This window comes from Pseudomonas sp. FG13 (genome assembly GCF_057809755.1).
In genome coordinates this window covers 25009-48217 of the sequence record NZ_JBMDKO010000008.1, presented here as the reverse complement: position 1 = coordinate 48217, position 23209 = coordinate 25009, and the positions used below count along the sequence as shown (strand labels likewise).

Genomic DNA, 23209 nt, shown 5'->3' with positions numbered 1-23209 from the left:
ATGGACGTCACCCAATGAGCGATTCCCTTCACATCCACAAGCCCGTTCACGGCCATGACCACGGGCATTCCTGCTGCGCTTCGAAAGCAGCGCCGTCCGTGGTCAACCTCGGTAAAGCGCCGACGGACGGTGCCCGGCTGAGCAGTTTTCGCATTGAAGCGATGGACTGCCCCACCGAACAGACACTGATCCAGAACAAGCTCGGCAAACTCGAAGGCGTGCAGCAGCTGGAATTCAACCTGATCAATCGCGTATTGGGTGTGACACATGACCTGCCCGACGATGGGCCGATCATCAGTGCAATCCAGTCCCTCGGCATGCAGGCCGAACCGCTGAAGCCGGGCCAGGAGCAACAGACCAGCAATTTGCCGGCCCCGACCAAACCCTGGTGGCCACTGGCGCTGTCCGGCGTCACGGCCCTGGGTGCCGAACTGATCCACTTCACCAATGCCGCGCCAGGTTGGGTGGTCGCCGTGGTAGCACTGGTGTCGATCCTCAGCGGCGGCCTGGGCACCTACAAGAAGGGCTGGATCGCCCTGAAGAACCTCAACCTGAACATCAATGCATTGATGAGCATCGCCGTGACCGGCGCAGTGCTGATCGGCCAATGGCCGGAAGCGGCGATGGTGATGTTCCTGTTCACCGTGGCGGAGCTGATCGAAGCCAAGTCCCTCGACCGGGCGCGCAATGCCATCAGCGGCTTGATGCAGATGGCCCCGGAACAGGCCACGGTACAACAGGCCGATGGCACGTGGCAGGTGCAAGAGGTCAAGGCCATCGTCCTCGGCGCCCGGGTACGGATTCGCCCCGGCGAGCGCGTCGGGCTGGACGGTGAAGTGGTGGCCGGTCGTTCGACCATCGACCAGGCGCCGATCACCGGTGAAAGCCTGCCGGTGGAAAAAACCGTGGGCGATAAAGTGTTCGCCGGCACCATCAACCAGGCCGGCGAGCTGGAATACCGCGTGACCGCGGCGGCCGACCACTCCACCCTGGCACGGATCATCCACGCCGTAGAGCAGGCCCAGGGCTCCCGCGCGCCGACCCAACGCTTCGTCGATCGATTCTCGAAAATCTATACCCCGGCGGTGTTTGCCCTGGCGCTGGCGGTAACCGTCATCCCGCCACTGTTCATGGGTGCGGCGTGGTTCGACTGGATCTATCGGGCCCTGGTGCTGTTGGTGGTGGCCTGCCCCTGTGCGCTGGTGATCTCCACCCCGGTGACTATCGTCAGCGGTCTTGCCGCGGCCGCGCGCAAAGGCATCCTGGTCAAGGGCGGCGTGTACCTGGAGGGCGGCTACAAGCTCGACTACCTGGCCCTGGACAAGACCGGCACGATCACCCACGGCAAACCGATACAGACCGACTACATGGCGCTGGACCCGACCGTGGAAACCACCGCCCCGGCCCTGGCCGCCAGCCTCGCCGCCCGTTCCGACCACCCGGTGTCCCGAGCCATCGCCGCTGTGGATAAGCAATCGACGCCGCAGCCTGTGGATAACTTCGAAGCCCTCCCGGGTCGTGGGGTTCGCGGCGATATCAATGGCCAGACCTACCACTTGGGTAATCATCGCCTGGTGGAAGACCTGGGTCTGTGCTCCCCGGAACTGGAGGAGAAACTCTTCGCCCTGGAAAAACAAGGCAAGTCCGTGGTGCTGCTGCTCGACGGCTCGGGCCCCCTGGCGCTGTTCGCCGTGGCCGACACAGTGAAGGACTCCAGCCGTGAAGCCATCCGGCAGTTGCATGAACTGGGCATCAAGACCCTGATGCTCACCGGCGACAACGCCCACACCGCCGAAGCGATTGCCGGCCAGGTCGGCATGGATCAGGCGCGAGGCGACCTGCTGCCGGGGGACAAGCTGCAGGCCATCGAAAACCTGTACGCCCAGGGTCACCGGGTCGGCATGGTGGGCGACGGCATCAACGACGCCCCCGCCCTGGCCCGAGCGGAAATCGGCTTCGCCATGGCGGCGGCCGGCACCGATACGGCTATCGAGACCGCCGATGTCGCCTTGATGGACGATGACCTGCGCAAGATCCCGGCCTTCATCCGCCTGTCGCGGCAAACCTCAAGCATCCTGAAACAGAACATCGCCCTGGCGCTGGTCATCAAGGCGATCTTCCTCGGCGTCACCTTTGCCGGATTCGCCACCATGTGGATGGCGGTGTTTGCCGACATGGGGGTGAGTTTGCTGGTGGTGTTCAATGGGTTGCGGTTGTTGCGCAAATGAAGAATTCCGGGTGATCGGACAGGCCCCATCGCGAGCAGGCTCGCTCCCACAGTGGATCACAAGTCACTGTGGGAGCGAGCCTGCTCGCGATGGGCTGCACAGCAGCCCTATGACTTGCGCGGCTCGCGAATCTTGTACCAGGCCACATACAACGCCGGCAGGAACAGCAAAGTCAGCAGCGTGGCGATGATGATCCCGCCGATCATCGCGTAGGCCATCGGTCCCCAGAACACTTCCCGGGCAATCGGGATCATCCCCAGGCTCGCCGCAGCCGCCGTGAGCAGGATCGGTCGCCGCCGGTGTTGGGTGGCTTCCACCACCGCATCCCAGGGCTCATATCCGTCACGCTCGTACTCATCGATCTGGGTGACCAGAATCACCGAGTTGCGGATAATGATGCCAATCAGCGCAAGGATTCCCAGGATCGCCACAAAGCCCATGGGCGTGCCGGTCGGGACCAGCGCCAGAACCACGCCAATCAATCCGAGGGGCGCGACGCTGGCTACCAGAAACAGCTTCTGCACGCTGTGCAGCTGGATCATCAGGAACGTCGCCATCAGGAACAGCATCAGCGGCACGACACTGGCAATCGGCCCCTGGGCCTTGCCGCTCTCCTCCACCGTCCCCCCGGTGGCGACCTTGTAGCCCACGGGCAAGCCGGCGGCGAACTTGTCGATGTCCGGCTGCAACTGTTTCACCAGGTCGGTGGGCTGGATTGCATCGCGCACCGCAGCCTTGATGGTGATCGTGGGCTTGCGGTCGCGACGCCACACCAGTGGCTGCTCCAGTTCATAGCGCACCGTGGCGAACGCCAGCAACGGAATCGACGTGCCGCCCGGCGTGACGATCTGCAGGTTCTGCAAGGTTTCCGGCGAACCCCGTTCACTGTCTACGGCACGCCCGACCACGTTGATCAGGTAGATGTCATCGTCGACCTGGGTGACCGGCGATCCGCTGACGATGCTGTTCATCAGTCGCGCTATATCGTCCGAAGACAAGCCCAGTTGCCGCGCCTTGTCCTGGGCGATGTCGATGCGCAGGACCTTGCCCGGCTCGTTCCAGTCGTAAATGATTTCGCCGATGTGCTCGTTCTTGTCCAGCTCGGTGGCCAGTTCGATGGCATGCTTGCGCACCTGGTCGATGTCCTTGCCGCTGACCCGGTACTGGATCGGTCGTCCTACCGGCGGCCCCATTTCCAGGGCCTGCACGTAGCTGCCAATGCCGACGAAGTCCTCGCGCAGGCGTTTTTGCAGGCGCTCGGTGAGAGCCGTGCGCGACTCCAGGCCCTTGCTGACGATCACCAGTTGCGCGTAGTAGGGGTTCTGCAGTTGCTGGTCCAGCGGCAGGTAGAAACGAATCGCGCCTTCGCCGATGTAGGTGCTCCAACGCTCGATGTCCGGATCGCCCTTGAGGGTCGCCTCCAGACGGTCGACGGCCTTGCGCGTCTCGTCCATCGAAGCGTTCTGTGGCAGGTTGAGGTCCACCAGGATCTCCGGCCGGTCCGAAGACGGGAAAAACTGGTTCTGCACGAAGCGCATGCAGAACACCGCCAGCACGAACAGCAGCACGGTGATGCCGATGGCCCACCAGCGATTGCGCATCGCCCACAGCAGGCCGCCATTGAACGCCCGGCCGATGCGCCCCGGCTCGGCATCGTGGGGTTTCACGTTGGTGCTGAGGATGTGCACGCCGATCACCGGGGCGAACAGCACCGCGACGATCCAGGACACCAGCATCGCCACGGCGATCACCGCGAACAGGGTAAAGGTGTACTCGCCGGCAGAACTGGCGTTCAGGCCGATGGGCACAAAACCGGCAACGGTGACGAGGGTGCCGGTGAGCATCGGGAACGCGGTCGAGGTGTAGGCGAAGGTCGCGGCCTGCTCCTTGGTTTCACCTTTTTCCAGGCGCGTGACCATCATTTCCACGGTGATCATCGCGTCATCCACCAGCAGACCGAGGGCGATGATCAAGGCGCCGAGGGAGATCCGCTGCATGGTGATGCCGCTGTATTCCATGAACACAAAAACCATCGCCAGCACCAGGGGAATCGAGCAGGCCACCACCAGGCCGGCGCGTATGCCCAGACTGATAAAGCTGACCACCAGCACAATCACCACCGCCTCGAACAAGGCGCTGGTAAAGCCGCCGACCGCTTCCTGTACCACTTCGGCCTGGTCCGACACCGTATGCACGCCGATGCCCACCGGCAGGTCGGCGGTCAATTCGGTCATGCGGGCATGCAGCGCCTTGCCGAATTCCTGGATGTTGCCGCCCTTTTTCATGGCGATGGCCAGGCCGATGGCCGGCGTACCGTTGAAACGGAACAGCGGCGTAGCCGGATCGACGTAGCCACGGCTGATCTCGGCAATGTCGGCCAGTCGATAGAACCGGTCATTGAGTCGCAGGTTGACGTTGGCCAGGTCCTTCTCCGACTGGAACTGCCCGGACGTGCGCACGGAAATCCGCTCCGGGCCGGCATCGATCACCCCGGCGGGCGTCACCGCGTTCTGGGATTGCAGGCTCTGCACCACCTGGCGCTGGTCGATGCCCAATGCAGCGAGTTTGCGCGTGGAGAAATTCAGGTACAGCACTTCATTCTGCTCGCCGAGCATTTCCACCTTGCCCAGGCCGGGCACGTCGCGGATCTCGGCCCGTACCTGTTCCACGTAGTCACGCAACTGGCGCATCGACAGGCCGTCGCCGGTAAAGGCATACACCGAACCGTACACGTCGCCGAACTCGTCGTTGAAACCCGGCCCCTGCAAGCCCTCGGGGAAGTCGCCACGAATATCGTTGATCTTCTTGCGCACCTGGTACCAGATCTCGGGGATGTCCTTGGCGCTGGTGGTGTCGCGCAGATACACGAATACCGTCGACTCGCCCGGCCGGGTGTAGCTTTTGACGTAGTCGAGGGAATCGAGCTCTTCGAGTTTTTTCTCGATACGGTCGGTGACCTGCTTGAGGGTCTCCTCCTGGGTCGCGCCCGGCCACCGGGTCTGGATGATCATGGTCTTGATGGTGAACGACGGGTCTTCTTCGCGACCCAGGTTCACGTAGGAAAATACCCCCATCAGCAACGCAACGAACATCAGGTACCAGACGAACGACTGATGCCGCAGAGCCCATTCGGATAGGTTGAAAGGCCCTTTCATCGCGCGTCCTCGTCGAGTTTCACTTTCTGCCCTGGCTGGAGGCTGTTGACGCCGGCGCTGACCACGCGATCGCCGGACTTGATACCGTTGGCCACCAGCACCGAGTCGGCCGAACGTTCGAGTATTTTCACTTCACGAGGGGAGACGGTCTGGGTCTGCGGGTCGACGAGCCAGATCCGCGCCTTGCCATCGACCTCCTGCAACGCACTGAGCGGCAACTCGATGCGAGGCTCGATGGCCGAGCTCAGCGTCACGCTGATGGCCGTGCCCAGGCGCAGGCCGGACGGGGTGTCGGTCAAGGTCAGGCGCGCGCGGCGGGTGCGCGTGGCACTCTGGGCCTGGGGCTCGATCTCGCGCACGGTGGCGGTGGTGCGGATGCTCGGGTCCAGTTGCGCTGCGACTTCGAACACCACGCCCTCGGGCAGACGTTCGACCAGCCCGGCCGGCAGGTCGATCACCGCCTCCTTGATGTCCGGGCGGGCCAGGGTCACCACTTTTTGGCCGGCGGTCACCACCTGCCCGGCCTCTGCTGTCCAAGCCGTGACAACGGCGTCGTGGTCGGTGCGCAGCTCGCTGTAGTTGAGCTGGTCACGGGCCTGCTCCACCGCCGCCCGGGCCTGTTCGAGGGAAGCGCCGGTGGTTTTCAGGTCGGTCTGGGCGACGTCCAGTTGCGCCTGGGCACCGACACCCCGATCGAATAACTGTTGCTGGCGACGGGCATTGGCCTGGGCATTGATGTACTGCGCCTCGATCCGCGCAAGGTCGCCCTCGGCGGCACGCAACCGGTTCTGTTGATCGGTGGGATCAAGGGTCGCCAGCAGGTCGCCTTTTTTCACTTCGGCGCCGACATCGACATTACGGCGGGCAATTCGCCCCGGTACCCGGAAACCCACATTGCTCTCGTAACGCGCCTGGATATTCCCGGCGAAGCGTCCGAGGGCCTGCTGGTCAAGCGCGCGGACCTCAATGGACAACACCGGACGTACCGGCTCGGGCGGCGCGTCTTCCTTCGAGCAGGCAGCCAGGACCAGGCTCGCCAGGACCATCCACAAGCGCTTCATGGCTGAGCTCCTGCCGGCGGTTTGTCACGGGTGTTTTCAGCGATCTCGACGCGCACGCCAGGATGCAGCAATTGCCCACCGGCCGTAACGACAGTCTCGCCGCCCTTGAGCCCGTCGCTGATGATGACTTTCCCAGTCAGGTACCGGCCTACGGTGACGGTACGCAATTGCGCGCGGCCTTCGCCATCTACCAGCCACACGGCGGGCTCGCTGAGGTCCTTGGTCAGTGCCGACCAGGGCAACTCCACAGCGGTCTTGCCTGCGGACTTGGCGGTGGCGCTGACCACCGAACCCAGGCGCATGCCTTCGGGCAAATCGTCGAGGGTCACCTTGACCTGTACGGTGCCGGTCTCGGCGGACACCGCCGGAGTGATCTCGCGCACCTTGCCGGTGGTCTGGATGGTCGGGTTATCCAGCAGGCTGATGACAATGGCCGGATCCGAGGGTGGTTCGCTCAGCAGCGATTCGTAGATATTGAACACCGCGTCGCGCTCGCCGTCCCGGGCCAGGCTGAAGATCGGCTCCGTGGCCTGCACCACTTGGCCGACCTCGGCCTGGCGCGCCGTGATGATGCCTGGCGCCTCGGCGATCAGCGCGGTGTAGCTCAGTTGTTCCCGCGCGTTGGCCAACTGGGCCTGGGCGGCCGCCAGTGCGCTCTGGCTGCTGCGCAATTGCGCCTGGGCCGCGTCGTATTCGCTCTGGCTGGTGTAGCCCTTGGGCAAGAGTTTCTGCTGACGCAGGAAGGCTGCCGCGCTTTGCTTGACCCGCGCCTGTTCGGCGGCCACCTGGGCCTCGGCGGAATCAGCGTTGGTCTGCAAGTCCCGGGGGTCGAGCCGGGCCAGCACTTGCCGGGCCGAGACACGGTCACCGACATCGACCTTGCGCTCGATGATCTTGCCACCCACACGAAACGACAGATCGGTCTGCACCCGAGCCTGGACATCCCCGGTCAAGGTCACCGAGGCTGCGTACTCGGTAGGCACGGCTTGCTGTACGAAAACCCGCGGCAGGGCTTTTTCACCGACTTTTTCGTCACCGCATCCCGCCAACAACGCACACAAACCCAAGCAAACAACCAGTTTGTTTCGGGGACCAGCCATGCAGACTCCTTGCATTGCACGAATGTGCCAGTGACGATACGACTGTGAGCTTAGAACAGGGTTCCACGGATGCACAGACGCTAACCAGGCAGCAGGAAATCGCTCATGCTCAAAACCCTCGCGGTGGCCAACTACCGATCCATCAACACATTGGTGGTCCCCCTGGGGCGGCTGAACCTGATCACCGGCCCCAATGGCAGTGGCAAATCCAACCTGTACCGCGCCCTGCGCCTGTTGGCGGAGACGGCACAGGGTGGAGTGGTCAATGCCCTGGCCCGTGAAGGTGGATTGGACTCGACGTTCTGGGCCGGACCGGAAGTGATCAGCCGGCGCATGCGCAGCGGCGAGGTGCCCATCGGCGCTACGGTCCGGATAAATACCAAACGCCTGCGCCTGGGATTCGCCGCGGAAGACTTCAGCTATTCGATTTCCCTCGGCCTGCCGGAACCGAGTTCGTCCGCGTTTTCCCTGGACCCTCAAATCAAGCGCGAATGCATCTGGGCCGGTCCCACATTCCGTCCGGCCAGCCTATTGGTGGATCGCAACGGCCCCATGATCCGTGCCCGTGATGGCCGCGCGTGGGACGTCCTGGCCCAGCACACGCCCACCTTCGACAGCCTGTTCGACCAGGTCGGCAGCCTGCGCACCTCGCCGGAGGTGTTGCAGATGCGCGAGTTCATTCGGCGCTGGCGCTTCTACGACCATTTTCGCAGCGACGCCGATGCCCCGGCGCGCCAACCGCAACTGGGTACCCGCACACCAGTGCTGCACCACGACGGACGTGACCTGGCGGCAGCCCTGCAAACCATTCTTGAAATCGGAGACGATCAAGCCCTGCACGCATCCATCAGCGATGCGTTCCCCGGCGCCCGGCTGCACATCGATAAACTGCCAGGCGGGCGTTTCGGCATCGAGCTTCACCAGCATGGCTTGCTGCGCCCGTTGTCCGCCGCCGAATTGTCAGACGGGACTCTGCGCTACCTGCTGCTGATCGCCGCACTGCTCACCCCGCGACCTCCTTCGTTGATGGTGCTCAACGAACCGGAGACCAGCCTGCACCCGGACTTGTTGCCGGCCCTGGCACGCTTGATCATCCGGGCTTCGGAGCATTGTCAGGTCTGGGTGGTTTCCCACGCCCGACGCTTGATCACGGCCTTGCAAAAGGATGGCGACTGCAATTGCATCGTGCTGGAAAAGGACCTGGGCCAGACAGGGATTGTCGGCCAGAGAATGCTGGATGCGCCGGCGTGGAACTGGCCGGATTGATCCGTGGTATTTGCAGAAGCCTTGCAGGCGGTCTATTTTCCTAGCGCTGCAGGACGGGTCTGATGACAGCCGCCAAGGAACCGCAGCTCAAGGCCAGGCTTGCTGGCGATACGCACAAGGAGGATTGACATGGCCGACGTGAAAGCCCCGCAACAACTCGACCCGCAAGACATGGTCAAACTGCTCGTGGCCCTGCGCCGGGCACTGAAGAACAGGGCGGCATAGATCCGCAATCCATTTGTGGCGAGGGAGCTTGCTCCCTCGCCACATCAGTTTTTTATAGGGCGGGGTCGATCAGAACGCCGGCAATACCGCGCCGCTGTATTTCTTCTCGATGAATGCCTTCACTTCAGGACTGGTCAGGGCCTTGGCCAGTTTCTGGATGGCCGGGCTGTCCTTGTTGTCCGGACGGGCCACCAGGAAGTTGACGTAAGGCGAATCCGAACCCTCGATCACCAGCGCATCCTTGGCCGGGTTGAGACCCGCTTCCAAAGCGTAGTTGGTGTTGATCATGTCCAGGTCGACCTGATCCAGCACCCGCGGCAGCATGGCCGATTCCAGTTCCTTGAACTTGAAGTTATGCGGGTTCTTGGCGATGTCTTTCGGCGTCGCCACGGCGTTTTTCGGATCCTTGAGTTCGATCAGGCCAGCCTTCTGCAACAGGATCAAGGCGCGACCGCTGTTGCTGCCTTCGTTGGGGATGGCGATGGTCGCGCCATCTTTCAGCTCGGCCAGGCTTTTGACTTTCTTCGAGTAGCCACCAAACGGCTCGACGTGCACACCGATCACAGTAACCAGATTCGTGCCTTTGCCCTCGTTGAAGTTCTTGAGGTACGGCAGGGTCTGGAAGTAGTTGGCGTCCAGACGCTTCTGATCCACCTGTACGTTGGGCTGCACGTAATCGGTGAAGACCTTGATCTGCAGGTCCACACCTTCTTTTGCCAGGGCCGGCTTGATCAGCTCGAGGATTTCAGCGTGGGGAACCGGAGTCGCCGCTACCACCAGTTTCTCCGCGGCCTGGGCCAGACCCGAAGCCAACGCTGCCGCCAATGCGGTGAACAACAGAACCTTTTTCATGCAGTGTCCTTATCGAAAAATCACGGTCGTCATGGACGACGGCCAAAGGGTGAGGTGCAAGCGAAGTGCTATCGCTCGCGTGAAGCGGACGATACCGATATTTTTTATTCCTTAACAATATCTTTTATTCAAATTCATATTCATTTTTCTCATATATAAAACATGCTCTCGGCAAGGCTTTAGAAGAGCGGCTCCAGACGGGTAAGCAGCGCCTTGAATGCCGCACGCTCGGCAGCCGTTGCGCTTGCGAGGGTCTTTGCTGCCTGCTCGATGGCGTCGAGTACCGAGGGCAGGGATGGCAGGTTCAAATGCTCCGGCAAGATTTCCTCTTCCGTGCTCACCAGCAACGCGAAATGAATGACGTTCTCCAGTTCGCGGGTATTGCCCGGCCAACTATGCCGCTCAAGCGCCTGCTGGGCCGCCTCGCTGATCAGCGGCATGGTCAGGCCGAGGCGCTGGGTGTAGATGCCCAGGAAGTATTCGGCCAGGGGCAGGATATCGCCCACCCGCTCGCGCAGGGCCGGTAGTTCGAGACGGCCTTCGCTGAGGTAGTGGTAAAGCCGTTGGTGAAATTTGCCGGCGGCTACCGCTTGCGCCAGGTCGATGCTGGTGGCCGCCACCAGCCGCACGTCCACGGGGCTGGGCTGATGAGCGCCAACGCGGGTGACCTCGTGGTTTTCCAGGGCCGCCAGCAGTTTGACTTGGATCGGCAGCGGCAGATCACCGATTTCATCCAGGTACAGCGTGCCGCCGTTGGCCGAACCGAACCAGCCGGCGCGACTGCTGGCCGAACCGCTGTAGCTGCCGGCCGCATAGCCGAACAATTCGGCGTCGGCGTAAGTCGGACTGATGGCGCCGCAATTGACCGAGACGAACAACCCGCCACGATCGCTTTCACGGTGGATGTGCCGGGCGAGCAATTCCTTGCCCGTGCCGGTTTCGCCGCGAATCAACACCGGGATTGCGCGTGGCGCCAGTTGCTCCAGAGCCTGGCGCAACTGGCGCGAACGTGGATCAACGAACACCAGTGCCTTGGCGCGGATGCTCAGGGGGCTTTTTTCCGCATCGGGAAAGGTCAGCAACGGCTGACCGAAGGTTTCATGCAAACTCATGGCAGACTCCCGCCCCACACCGCCGGGTAACGGAAGGGCGTCAAAAAATTCAGGCGCGACGCAGGGCGTGATGCTCCATGCGGTTTTGCAGACGATAGAGATAGGCGAAACCCTGCTCCCAGCGCTGATGGCCGGACTGCACGTTGATGTGCCCCGCCCCGGCCAGAATCCCGGCTTCGGCCCCCCAGCTACGCGCCAACTCCAGCGCACGCGGCGCACTCACTGCGGCGTCGTTGTCGGAACTGACCACGTGGCTGGGAAAGGGCAACGGATCGGTGGGAATCGGTGCGAAATTGCGCAGCGCAGGCACACAAGCCGGCCGCTCGACATCCGCCGGCGCGACCAGCAACGCCCCGCGAACCTGCCGCAACAGTTGCAGCGGCGCCGTGGCGGCCCAATGGGCAACCGTGATGCAGCCCAGGCTGTGGGCAATGAGAATCACCGGGGTGTTGTCGGCGGCAATGGCTTCGGCCAGCGCAGCCACCCAGTCTTCACGCCGGGGCGTCAGCCAGTCGTCCTGCTCGACCCGGGCGCTGTTGGGCAGACTGTTCTGCCAATAGGTCTGCCAATGATTTTCCGGCGATCCTTGCCAGCCCGGCACAATCAGGTAGCGAGTCGATTCGTTGCGCATGGGTGCTCTCCTGCGTGTCTGTTCTAGGACGAGTATAGGGAGGAGAGATATATTGTTTAAGGAATAAGAAGCTATTTGTTAATAATCAAACTGAATATCAGCTTTATGGGAGCGAGCCTGCTCGCGATAGCGATATATCCGTCAGCTCTGCGTTGAATGTGAGACCGCTATCGCGAGCAGGCTCGCTCCCACAGGTGCTGCATTTGCATCAGTCACTGCGCCCTTTCCTCAACAACACGTCCAACTGATCCACCACCACCGCCCAATCGGCATCCTCGAGGATTTCGTCGCGTAACAATTGCTGCTGACTCTTGCTCCAGAAGAACGCGTCAGCCAGGTGCAGTTCGGGCTTGAGGGGTGAATGGCTGGCAATGAACTGATCGATGCTGATGGCGTCGTCGGGCAGCCCCAGTTGCTTGAACAGGGCGGGGAGGCTGTGGATTGGGGTTTCCATGGGAACTCCTGACATGGCTGGATGCGGCTTCTCTCCCAGCAGTCTAGCCTCTGGAGCATCGCCAGACTGCTCAAAATTCGATCAACCCACGGTTCGACTAGACTGTAAGTAACGACTGTGGATAAACGTCACGCACGGGCGTTGCGGAGGATCCGGTGAATATTCGCTGCTTGATGCTTGCGCTGTTGGCCGTGAGCGGGCCGACGCTGGCAGCCGATGGCCCTGCGTTAATGGTCGCCAACTCCCTGGGTTTCTGGCTGATTGCCCTGGGGGTGGCATTACTGATCGCCGAGGTGGCCTTGCCCAACTATGGTGTGGCCGGGCTGGGCGGCATCACTTTGTGTGTCGTCGGCGCGATTATCCTGACCGATGCCGATGTGCCTGTTCCCTTGATGGTCGGGCTGGGCCTGGTCAGTGCCTTGCTGCTGATTTTTCTGTTGTTCCGCGCGTTGAAAACCCGGCCGCGTCATCCCGTCAGCGGCGATGCCGCGTTATTGGGAAGCGTCACCGTGATTACCACCCTGCAGGTCGGCAATCATCACCATGGCTGGGTGCAGTTGGAAGGCGAACGCTGGCAAGTGGCGTGCGCGACGTCGCTACGGGCTGGACAAGCGGTGCGCGTCGTCGCACGCAAGGGCCTGATGCTGGAAGTGGTCCCCGCTGACTCACAAGGAGCATGAGATGGGTATGCAAATCGGTTTTATGATGCTGCTGTTGCTGTTGATCGCACTGGCCGCTTCGACCTTCCGGATCCTGCGCGAGTACGAGCGTGCGGTGGTGTTCCAGCTCGGCCGGTTCTGGCAGGTCAAGGGACCCGGGCTGATCCTGCTGATTCCGGTGGTGCAGCAAATGATCCGCGTCGACCTGCGCACCATAGTGCTCGATGTACCGCCGCAGGACGTGATCACCCGCGACAACGTCTCGGTGAAGGTCAATGCGGTGCTGTATTTCCGCGTCCTCGACCCGCAGAAGGCAATCATCCAGGTCGAGAATTTCCTCATGGCGACCAGCCAACTGGCCCAGACCACCTTGCGCGCCGTGCTTGGTAAACATGACCTGGACCAACTGCTGGCCGAGCGCGAGCAATTGAATGGCGATATCCAGCAGGTACTGGACGCCCAGACCGACGTCTGGGGCATCAAAGTGGCGAACGTCGAGATCAAGCATGTGGACCTCAACGAATCGATGATTCGCGCCATCGCCCGGCAAGCCGAGGCCGAGCGGGAGCGGCGGGCCAAGGTGATCCACGCCGAAGGCGAGCTGCAGGCGTCGGAAAAACTCATGCAGGCCGCCGAGATGCTCGGGCGCCAGCCGGGCGCCATGCAACTGCGCTACATGCAGACGTTGGGGTCGATTGCCGGGGACAAGTCCTCCACCATTGTCTTTCCCCTGCCGATCGAGTTGCTCAAGGGGATGGCGGAGTTGTCGCCGAACAAGCCCTGATGGAGCGCCGCCGAGCCTAAACAGGCCATAGAACTGATTACCTTGGCAGGGACTTCAGGGCTTCATACGGCCCTTGCGCCCACGCCTGTACCCGCTCGCGCAACAAGGGCGACGCCTCCCGGCGCTTCTCCTCGCTGTCGCCGGTAAAACCCTGCGCCGGCTGCTTGGCGTGCCGCTTCACGCTGGCGAACGCCTGCCTGCGCTGCACCTCATCAAGCTGGAAAAAGACCGCCAGCCTGCCTGCCATGGCGTCGGGCAGCTCGCGATAGTCAACCGTCTGTGCGGCGGATGCCTGGCATTGCTCCAACCCGGCCTGCAGCAATCGCCCGACCCTACGCGCAATGAAGTCTTCCGGGCCGCCGAAAGGCAGCCCGTCGTCCAGGATGCTCGGACCAATCATCCCCGGCACCATGTGCATGCCGGGGCGGCGCAGATGAGACACGGCAATTTCCAGCGGGTCGCGGTACACGAACAGCCAAGGCGTATCGGGAAAACACTCACGCAGCCGTGACAGCTCACCGATGTTCCAGGCATCGAGCTTGATCACCAATCGCCGCTCCACGCCTCGACGAGGCTGCCCATAGGCCGACAGCAACCCTTTGAGCGCCGCACAGCGTTCGGCGGCGGGAAGATCACTGCGCAGTAGCCGATCCAGTGGCGGCGGTTCGGATACGACGATGTGGTCGTCCAGTTGCGCCAGCATCTGGCTGATCAGTGTCGAGCCACAGCGCGAGGCATGGAAGATGAATGCACTGGGCGCAAGGCCAGGGCTCTGGCACTGCCACTGGGCGAGCGCGTCCAAGGGAGTCTGGCGCCGGAACGCCTGATTGAAGGGCAGGCGCAAAGCGTCTTCCACGGCATCACCGAAGAAGGGTTGCGACAAGGGCTTCTCGCCGAACCAGCACCAATCGACCCGCCATTGCCCCGCCTCTTGCCACACGCGGATCGGCAGCCAGCCTTGCAGGTTCAGGCCTTCCATTGGTCGCTCCACTGCCGACGACCGTTGCGCATGGCCGCCCGCAATTCCTCCCGGCGCACCTGCAGCCCTTGCCGGGCAGCCAGCGTCAGGGCGCATTCGATGAAGGCGTCCGGGTCTGCCAGGCTCTGCAGGGTCCGGGCGAGTTGCGGATCGCTTGCCACCTGCTCTTGAAAGCGCAGGAAGTCGCCGAGTTCGTCGCGGACAGCTGGGGTGGTGGGCAGCCCATCGACAATCTGTTGCTCCAGCCAGGGGCCGGGGCGACAGTCGAGCACCAGATGAACCCGTGGCAACCGGTCCCGATTGTCGACACGATGGGGCCGTGACAAGTCGAGAAACCAACACTCACCCGCCTTCATCGGGATGCGCTGCCCCTCCAGCCAGAAATCCACTTCGGGCGGGCTGAGCAGTGGCACGTGCAGGCGCAGGTCGGCGTCCGGTCCGCCCAGGTCATAGTCACGGTGTTCGTGGATCCGGCCGCCGGGGCCGAGCCGCAGCAGCCGGGCCGAAACGATCTCCACGGACCAGTCGCGCAACGCCTGGTGCCAGCGATCATCGTTTGACCAGGGCGGCCGGCGCAACGGCTGCCCTTGGCCGGGCGACAATTCGGTCAGCGCGTCGGCCGCCGAAATCAGCGCCACGCCGCTCCAGTCGCCGTGGTAATAGGCGCTGTTGAAATGCCCCTGCCAGCGATCCTCCTCAATGGCTGCCAGTGCTTGCAACAGCAGGGGCAGATCCACCGTCACCGGTAGCCGGGAAAACGCCGGACGCGTCATGCCCACGCCCGGTTATGGCTTCACCGCCGCCTTCGGCACCGTGATGTCGCCCTGGGCCCAGGCCGCTTCGCGGCTGGCCAGTGCCGTGGCGATCGACTGCACCTGGGTCGATTGCACTTCATCGGGCATCGGGTCGAGACCGGCGCTGGCGAAGATCTGACCATAGGCATTGCGCAGGTCGGCATAGGACAGATCCCGTCGCAGGTCAGCCTGCAAGGTATTGAGCTCGCCCTGGATCAGGTCCAGCTCACCGATGCCGGCGGCCTGATGACGGCTGCGCAACTGGCCGACGATTTGGCCATCGATGTCCGACAGTTGCTGGTTGGTCTTGAACTGGCGCAGCGCATCGCGGTAGTTGGCGTTGGCGACGTACAACTGCGCCAGCACGGCAATCGACATTGCCTGACGCCGCGCCGCCGCCACTTCTTCACCGGCCTTGGCCACGTCGATGGCCGCCGGAGCGGAGATCACGTTGAACAGGTTCCAGGTGACCTTCACGCCATAGTCCGCCCAGCCCTGCTCCACCAGGAACGAGTTGCTGTCGTAGTGCCCGCCGGCGGAAAACTCCAGCCCTGGCAGCAGGCGGAGCATGGCCTTGCGGGTTTCGGCGGCCGTGATGCGTGTCTGGTAATCCTGCTCGCGCAGTTCCGGACGGCTGGCCAGGGCTTCGTGCTCGAGACGGGCCATGTCGACCTTGAGTTCCGGGATCTCGTACTCATCCGGGGTCGCAAGGGTCAACTCAGTGCCCAAGGGCAGGTTGATCAGGGTGGCCAGTTCGGTCTTGGCCAGGGACAACGCGCGCCGCTGCTCTTCGAGCTGGCGGGTGGCCTGGATCAACGAGCGCTGGTAACCCAGAGCCTGCACCGGGTCACCGATGCGTTGTTCGCTCATGCTCTGGCTGTTGTTGCGTGCCGCCTCGACCCGGGCCATCAGGCTGTCGATCTGCTTGAGCAGGCGTTCGGCAGCCATGGCTCGCCAATAGGCCGAACGCACATCCTGGACGATGGTGTTGATCACCTTGCGCCGGCGTTCCTGGACGATCAACCGCTGGTCACCGGCCTGCTTGGCGCTGATGTAGCTCACGCCGAAATCGAGCACGTTCCAGACCATGGTGAGGTCGGCCACTTCACGATCACGGTCCTGGGACGTCGACGGTTCGAGGGACTGGGTGCCGGTCTCCACGCTCTGGCTGCTGGAGGCGTTGACGTTGTTGCGGCCCACGTAACCGGCATCCAACGCCATGCGTGGCAGCATGTCGAAACTGGCCAGGTCCAACTGCCGCTTGGCCAGGGCCTCTTCCATGATTTTCAGGCGCCCTTCCAGGTTGTATTTCACTGCCCGGGCCATGGCCTGGTGCAGCGTCAACGGGCCGCTGAGGGGCTCCTGGCCCTTGTACATGTTCTGCAGATCGGTTTGGGCGCGCTGTTCGCTGACGCTGCGATCGATCGGCTCACTGGTGACTGCACACCCACTGACCATCACGGCCAGCAGACTCATACCGAATAACTTCTGACTTCTATTCATTCCCTGGAATGCCCCTGGTTGCCGCACAATTTTCTTATTGAATGCTTCAGGCCTGTGCCTGGCTGACGCCTACCTGTTGTAGCGCCATGGCCAGACTGTCGACTTGACGTTGCTCAGTGTCCTTGATGTGTTGCAATTGCTGGCCCAAGGTCGGTGCGCCGAACATCCCGCGCATACCTTGGGAAACATCCCCCCCCTGCATCGACGCGTTGCCGAAGGCATTCATCGACTCGTTATCGGTGCCGGAATCATGGTTGAACAAGGTCGAAATGGTGCTGCTGCCGAACACCCCGCCATCGCCGCCCCCAAAACCGAGGAACCCTTGACCCGAGCCATCGCCGGCGGCATCAGTACTGAATACCTGGGCGATATAGCTTGGCGCCAGCTCGCCACGGTTGATGAAAATATCGCCTATAGGCCGCAGACCGCCGCCCACATCACGCTGTTCGAACAGCGGTGGGAAGCCCAACGGCGAACCCAGGTCGCCCGTCGGTGGCGTGAAGACGATCGGTTGCAACGGCACATCGGATGGCGGAATGACCGTGACGGGATCCGACGTCAGGAACTCCGGCGGTGGCTTCACGTCGTTGGGCACCACCGTGTCGATTGCGTAATTGTTGGACACCGCCACGCTTGCCCCGGCGTTGCCCGCCACGTCGCTGACGTTACTGGTGTCCAGGGCGATGAAGTTGCTCGGGTCGGTGAGATTCACCGTGGGAGTGAAGGTCGCTGTCCAGGTCTTGCCACCATCGCTGCTGGTCAGATTGGTCAGTTCACCGTTGGTGACGCTCAGGTCCGACAGATCGAAACCGGCCACGGCTTCGCTGAAGGTGATGGTCACCTGGGTCGTCTCACCCACAGTCAGGTTTGAATCGGCGACCACGATGGTCGCGGTCGGCCGGGTAGCATCGAGTACGTAGTTGCTGGAGATCGCGATACCCGCGCCGGCGTTGCCGGCCATGTCCTGCACGGTGCTGGCGTCGAGCAGAATCAGGTTGGTGGCGTCGTTGACACCCGCCGAAGGCGTCAGCGTCGCCGTCCAGGTCAGGCCGCCGTCACTGCTGGCCAGGTTGGACAGCACACCGTTGGCGACACTGAGGTCCGACAGGTCGAAACCGGTCACCGCCTCGGTGAAGCTGATGGTCACGGTGGTGGTCTGGCCGATGCCCAGGCTGGTATCGCCCACCACGATGGTGGCGCCCGGGCGCACCGTGTCGACGGCATAGTTGTTGGAGTTCACCACGCCGACGCCGCTGTTGCCGGAAACGTTGACCACGCCGCTGGTGTCCAGGCTAATCAGGTTGCTGGTGTCGGAAATTCCGGCGCTCGGGGTGAATGTTGCCGTCCAGGTCACGCCACCGTCGGAGGACGACACATTGCTCAACGTGCCGTTATTCACGCTCAGGTCCGAATTGTCGAAGCCGCTGACCGCTTCCGAGAAGGTAATGGTCACCTGCGAGGTTTCCCCCACCGTGAGTGAGCTGTCCGCTACCACGACAGTGGCGGTCGGCACCTGTGTCTCGATCGCATAATTGGCCGAGTTGGTGGTCCCTGTCCCGGCGTTGCCGGCCGCATCGCTTACGCCGGTGTTGTCCAGGACGATGAGGTTGGTGGCATCGCTCACACCTACGGTCGGCGTGAACGTGGCGGTCCAGGTCAGGCCACCATCGCTGCTGCTGACCGCGCTCAGGCTGCCATTGGCAACACTCAGGTCAGCGTTGGTGAAGCCGGTCACGGCCTCGGAGAAGGTAATGGTCACCTGGGCGGTCTCGCCCGGCCGCAGCGTTGAATCGTTCAGCACAATGGTGGCGGTCGGACGCTGGGTGTCGATGGCATAGTTGTTGGAATCAGTGGTGCCGGTGCCGATGTTGCCCGCCAGGTCGGCGATACCGCCGTTGGTGAGGGTGATGACGTTGCTGGTGTCGTTGATGCCGGCACTCGGCGTAAACGTCGCGGTCCAGGTGATACCTCCGTCACTGCTGCTCAACCCGGTGACCGTACCGTTGGCGACCGTCAGGTCGGCCGTGGTGAAAGCGGTCACCGCCTCGCTGAAGGTGATGGTCACCAGCGAGGTCTGGCCAGCACCGATGGCGGTATCGGCCACGACGACGGTCGCGGTGGGGCGCACGGTATCGACGGCATAATTGTTGGAGTCGGTGGTGCCGACCCCGGCGTTGCTCGCACCGTTGCGCACGCCGGTGTTGTCCAGGGTGATCACGTTGCTGGTATCGGAAATACCGACGCTCGGGGTAAAGGTGGCCGTCCAGGTCACGCCACCATCGCTGCTGCTGACACTGGTCAGGGTGCCGTTGCTGACGGTCAGGTCACTGTTGTCGAACCCGTTCACCGCTTCGTTGAAGGTAATGGTCACCGTCGAAGTTTCACCGATACTCAACGACGAATCGGCGACCACGATGGTGGCTGTCGGCACGTTGGTGTCGACCTGGTAGTTGTTCGAACTGGTCGTGCCGGTACCCGTGTTGCCCGCCGCATCACTGAAACCGGTATTGGTCAGCGTGATGACGTTCGTGGTATCGACGACCCCGAGGTTCGGCGTGAGGGTAGCGGTCCAGGTGATGCCGCCGTCGCTGCTGCTGACGGCGCTCAGCGTGCCGTTGGCTACGCTCAGGTCCGAGTTGTCGAAGCCGCTGACCGCCTCGCTGAACGTAATGGTCACCAGCGAGGTTTCGCCGACGCTCAACGCGTTATCGGCCACGACGATGGTGGCGGTCGGACGTTGAGTATCGACAATGTAGTTGTTGGAATCGGTGGTGCCGGTGCCGGCATTGCCCACACCGTCCACGACACCGGTGTTGTCGAGGGTGATCAGATTGCTGGTGTCGCTGATGCCGACGCTCGGAGTGAAAGTGGCGGTGTAGGTAATGTTGTCGCTGGTGCTCAGCCCGCTCAGGCTACCATTGGCAGCGGTCAGGTCGGCCAGGGTGAAACCGGTCACCGCCTCACTGAAGGTGATGGTCACCAGTGAGGTTTCGCCAGCGGCAAGTGCCGTATCGGCAATCACCACGGTGGCGGTAGGACGTACATTGTCGATGGCGTAGTTGTTGGAGTCGGTGGTGCCACTGCCGGCGTTACCCGCCGCATCGCTTACCCCGGTGTTGTCCAGGGTAATGAGATTGGTCGCGTCGGTGGTGCTGGCACTCGGAGTGAATGTTCCGGTCCAGGTAATGCCGCCGTCGCCGCTGCTCAACCCGGTGACGGTACCGTTGGCCACCGTCAGGTCGGCGGTGGTGAAACCGGTGACCGCCTCGTTGAATGTAATGGTCACCAACGAGGTTTCGCCAACACTCAACGTGGGGTCGGCAACGACGATGCTGGCGGTGGGGCGCTGCGTGTCGATGGCGTAGTTGTTGGAGCTGGTGGTGCCGCTGCCGGCGTTGCCCGCCGCATCGCTCACCCCGGTATTGGCCAGGACGATCAGATTGGTGGCGTCAGTGACACTGGCGCTTGGGGTAAGCGTCGCGGTCCAGGTGATACCGCCATCCGCACTGCTCAACCCGCTCAAGGAGCCGTTGGCGACCGTCAGGTCGGCCAGGGTGAACCCGCTGACGGCCTCGCTGAACGTGATGGTCACCAGTGAGGTTTCACCCGCGCTCAGCGCGGTGTCGGCCACTACGATCGTGGCGGTGGGGCGCAGCGTGTCGATGGCATAGTTATTCGAGTCGGTGGTGCCCGTGCCGGCGTTGCCAGACAGATCGGCAACGCCGCTGTTGGCCAGTGTGATCAGGTTCGAGGTGTCACTGATGCTCGCGGTCGGGGTGAGCGTCCCGGTCCAGGTGATGCCGCCATCGCTGCTGCTCAGCCCGGTGACGGTACCGTTGGCCACCGTCAGGTCGGCGGTGGTGAAGCCGGTCACCGCCTCGTTGAAGGTGATGGTCACCAGGGAAGTTTCGCCAACGCTCAGCGCGGTGTCGGCTACCACGATGGTAGCGGTCGGGCGCAGGGTATCGATGGCGTAGTTGTTCGAGTTGGTGGTGCCCACCCCGGCGTTGCCGGACAGGTCTGCGACGCCAGTCTTGTCCAGGACCACCAGGTTGGTGGTGTCGGTCACATCGGCATCCGGGGTCAGGGTAGCGGTCCAGGTGATGCCGCCGTCGCTGCTGCTCAACCCGGTGAGGGTACCGTTGGCCACCGTCAGGTCGGCGGTGGTGAAGCCGGTCACCGCTTCGGAGAACGTGATGGTGACGGCCGAGGTTTCACCGCTTTTGAGTGCGGTATCGGCCACCACAATGGTCGCCGTCGGCGCCACGGTGTCGTTGACCACGTAGTTGTTCGAATCGGTGGTGCCCACGCCAGCGTTGCCCGCCAGGTCGACAACGCCGGTGTTGTCCAGGGTGATGACGTTGGTGGTGTCGGCGATGTTGCTGGCCGCCGTCAGCGTGCCGGTCCAAGTGATACCGCCATCAGCGCTGCTGAAGGCACCCACGGTGCCGTTCTGCACCGTCAGGTCGGCTGAGGTAAACCCCGTCACGGCTTCGGAGAAGGTGACAGTCACCAGGGATGTGCCGCCGGAGTTCAGACTGGTATTGGCCACCACGACAGTCGCGGTAGGCGGGGTCAAGTCCGGCACATAGTTGGTGTTGATGGTCCCGCCGTCACCGTAGACGTTGGCGACAGAGGCCGGCGAGGTGCCCGAGGTGCCCGCACTGCCGCCCCCGGTACCGCTGCCGCCGACGTTACCTGACAGGGCCGCGAAGTTGGCGGCGGTGATCAGGATCGTCCCCTTGTTCCAGATGGCGCCAACGCCGACGCCGCCCGCACCGCCGGTGTGGGTGTAGCCACCGCCAGCACCGCCGCCGCCACCGCCACCACCGGCGCCGATGTTGTTGGAAATCACCGAGTTGCCAATGATGCGCAGGGTCGCGCCAGTGTCGTTGTAGATACCGCCGACCGCGCCGCCACCGGCACCGCCGACCGCGTTGTAGCCGTCACCGCCACCACCACCGCCGATGGACAAGCCGGCACTGGCCGCCGTGCCGCCGGCCGATCCAGTGCTATAGCCCGGGTAAGCGGCACCGCCGGCGCCGCCCGTGGAGTTACCACCCCGCCCGCCCATGTTGAAGAAACCACCGCCGGCACCGCCCTGGCCCGTCGAACCGACGGAGCCCGTGGCATTGATCGTGTCGCCGCCCCGGCCGCCCGTACCGCTGCCGACCGCGCCGCCGCCACCACCACCGCCGCCGGCATATTGCGGCGTCACGCCACCACCGCCACCACCGCCCGATGCGGCGTTCGCGGTGATCGTGACGTTCTTCAGGGTCAAGGTGCCGGCGTTGTAGATACCGCCGGCCTTGGCGACCGCAGCATCGACGCCACCATTGCCGCCGTCACCCGCCACCATGCCACGGGTGATCACCAAACCATCGAGGGTCGCCGTCGTACCGGACGTCACGTTGAGGACCTGGGTGCGGAATTGCCCATCGAGGGTGACATCGGCGACGTTGTCGTTATTGAGGTCGCCATCGATGGTCACGTTCTTGTTGACCACCAGCACCTGGGTCAGCGCGACGGTCATGCCGCTGCTGAAGGTCACGATGTCGCCGTTCTGCGCAGAGGCCAGGGCCGCACGCAATGAGCCGACGCCGGTGTTGGCGTTATTGGTGGCTGTCCAGGTGGCGAGACCCCATTGATAGTCGCTCATTGCACTGGCAGACAGCACATTGGCGCTTTCGATGTTGCCGGTGGCGATTTCCAGGTCCCAGTCGCCCCCCAGGCCGGTACGGTCGTTGGACGCGGCCACATCGCGGCCGGTCAACTGCGCCAGCGAATCGACCAGTTCCAGGCCACGATCACCTTGGGCGGTGTAGCAGCCGTAGATCAGAATATCGCCACCAGCGTTCATGTCCTTGCCGATCTGCGCCAGCACCTCGCTGCGGGCCTGGACGTTTTCCGCCGACAGATAGGCGTTGCCCAACCACAGATCACCGGCGTTGCCGTGGGCGATGATCTGCACCGAGCTGACTCCCTGGTGGGTATCCAGGTAATCGGCGATCTGTTGCAGGCCGTCCTTGGTGGCGTCCAGTTGCACGACCTGGGTACCGGGCGCCACACCTTCGAGCAGGCTGGCGGCATCCTTGACCCGGGAATCGACGAATACCACCGACTTGCCCGGAACGGCGGCCTCGGTGGCATCGGTCTGGCCCTGGGCCGCGTGGGTATCGGTGGCCTGATCGGCCGTGGGCGTCTTGGCCGCGTCGGCGGTCGGATGGGCGTCCGGCTGCGCGGCATCGGCCACGGTCGCGGCGACAGCGCCGTCGAACAGCATCCGCGGCTCCAGAGACATGATCATTGGCGATGCCAGGGCCTGTGCACCCTCGATTACCCGCGATTTACCTTTGCTCCACCACATGACGTTCACCCGGACTCGAACTGCTTGAACACGCAAATG

General features: G+C 63.1%; 15 protein-coding genes. 4 read left to right on the top strand and 11 right to left on the bottom strand.

Going from position 1 to position 23209, the window contains the following annotated elements; genetic code table 11:
- The first annotated feature begins 14 nt into the window (after window positions 1-14).
- On the top strand, window positions 15-2228 hold the full coding sequence (locus ACODTO_RS10085; RefSeq protein ID WP_489106366.1) for a heavy metal translocating P-type ATPase: 2214 nt from the start codon (window positions 15-17) through the stop codon (window positions 2226-2228).
- Between the two features lie 107 nt (window positions 2229-2335).
- Here ACODTO_RS10085 and ACODTO_RS10080 read toward each other — a convergent pair whose 3' ends face one another.
- The 3 genes from ACODTO_RS10080 to ACODTO_RS10070 are packed head-to-tail and all read right to left on the bottom strand — an operon-like array spanning window position 2336 to window position 7544.
- Window positions 2336-5383 carry an efflux RND transporter permease subunit gene (locus ACODTO_RS10080; RefSeq protein ID WP_139646199.1) on the bottom strand — a complete coding sequence of 1016 codons (3048 nt, stop codon included), beginning with the start codon at window positions 5381-5383 and terminating at the stop codon, window positions 2336-2338.
- Window positions 5380-6444: an efflux RND transporter periplasmic adaptor subunit gene (locus ACODTO_RS10075; RefSeq protein WP_489106365.1), complete on the bottom strand. Its 1065-nt coding sequence runs from the start codon at window positions 6442-6444 to the stop codon at window positions 5380-5382. The genes ACODTO_RS10080 and ACODTO_RS10075 overlap by 4 nt, the downstream gene beginning before the upstream one ends.
- Entirely contained in the window at window positions 6441-7544 is a 1104-nt protein-coding gene (locus ACODTO_RS10070) for an efflux RND transporter periplasmic adaptor subunit (RefSeq protein ID WP_139646195.1), read from the bottom strand. Before ACODTO_RS10070 ends, ACODTO_RS10075 begins: the two co-directional genes overlap by 4 nt.
- A 105-nt stretch (window positions 7545-7649) precedes the next feature.
- Here ACODTO_RS10070 and ACODTO_RS10065 point away from each other — a divergent pair, with 105 nt between their 5' ends.
- Window positions 7650-8810, top strand: coding sequence for an AAA family ATPase (locus ACODTO_RS10065; RefSeq protein WP_139646193.1), 1161 nt, complete (start codon window positions 7650-7652; stop codon window positions 8808-8810).
- 294 nt (window positions 8811-9104) lie between these two features.
- Here the strand turns inward: ACODTO_RS10065 and ACODTO_RS10060 are convergent, their stop codons facing one another.
- The 4 genes from ACODTO_RS10060 to ACODTO_RS10045 form a co-directional block, all read right to left on the bottom strand.
- Window positions 9105-9887, bottom strand: coding sequence for a MetQ/NlpA family ABC transporter substrate-binding protein (locus ACODTO_RS10060; protein WP_055137035.1), 783 nt, complete (start codon window positions 9885-9887; stop codon window positions 9105-9107).
- Window positions 9888-10066: 179 nt separating this feature from the next.
- Entirely contained in the window at window positions 10067-10999 is a 933-nt protein-coding gene (locus tag ACODTO_RS10055) for a sigma 54-interacting transcriptional regulator (RefSeq protein WP_489106364.1), read from the bottom strand.
- 49 nt (window positions 11000-11048) lie between these two features.
- Window positions 11049-11630: an alpha/beta hydrolase gene (locus ACODTO_RS10050; protein ID WP_139646189.1), complete on the bottom strand. Its 582-nt coding sequence runs from the start codon at window positions 11628-11630 to the stop codon at window positions 11049-11051.
- A 208-nt stretch (window positions 11631-11838) separates the two neighbouring features.
- Window positions 11839-12084, bottom strand: a complete 246-nt coding sequence (locus ACODTO_RS10045) for a DUF2789 domain-containing protein (protein WP_139646187.1) — start codon at window positions 12082-12084, stop codon at window positions 11839-11841.
- Between the two features lie 155 nt (window positions 12085-12239).
- Between ACODTO_RS10045 and ACODTO_RS10040 the strand changes: the two genes are divergently transcribed.
- Complete coding sequence (locus ACODTO_RS10040) at window positions 12240-12764, top strand: NfeD family protein (RefSeq protein WP_175384559.1); 525 nt, start codon at window positions 12240-12242, stop codon at window positions 12762-12764.
- A gap of 1 nt (window position 12765) precedes the next feature.
- A complete protein-coding gene (locus tag ACODTO_RS10035; protein WP_175361987.1) occupies window positions 12766-13527 on the top strand; it encodes a slipin family protein in 762 nt (253 codons plus the stop codon).
- A gap of 37 nt (window positions 13528-13564) precedes the next feature.
- On the opposite strand, the gene ACODTO_RS10030 is transcribed toward ACODTO_RS10035, so the two are convergent.
- Genes ACODTO_RS10030 through ACODTO_RS10015 form a run of 4 tightly spaced genes read right to left on the bottom strand, consistent with a single transcriptional unit; the run spans window position 13565 to window position 23170 of the window.
- Window positions 13565-14506 (bottom strand): sulfotransferase family protein, encoded by a 942-nt coding sequence (locus ACODTO_RS10030; protein ID WP_175361988.1) that lies wholly within the window; start codon window positions 14504-14506, stop codon window positions 13565-13567.
- Window positions 14494-15279 carry an aspartyl/asparaginyl beta-hydroxylase domain-containing protein gene (locus tag ACODTO_RS10025; protein ID WP_489106363.1) on the bottom strand — a complete coding sequence of 262 codons (786 nt, stop codon included), beginning with the start codon at window positions 15277-15279 and terminating at the stop codon, window positions 14494-14496. Before ACODTO_RS10025 ends, ACODTO_RS10030 begins: the two co-directional genes overlap by 13 nt.
- Before the next feature lie 12 nt (window positions 15280-15291).
- Window positions 15292-16803, bottom strand: a complete 1512-nt coding sequence (locus ACODTO_RS10020; RefSeq protein WP_139646177.1) for a TolC family protein — start codon at window positions 16801-16803, stop codon at window positions 15292-15294.
- Between the two features lie 46 nt (window positions 16804-16849).
- A complete protein-coding gene (locus ACODTO_RS10015) occupies window positions 16850-23170 on the bottom strand; it encodes an Ig-like domain-containing protein (protein WP_489106362.1) in 6321 nt (2106 codons plus the stop codon).
- Window positions 23171-23209: the final 39 nt, after the last annotated feature.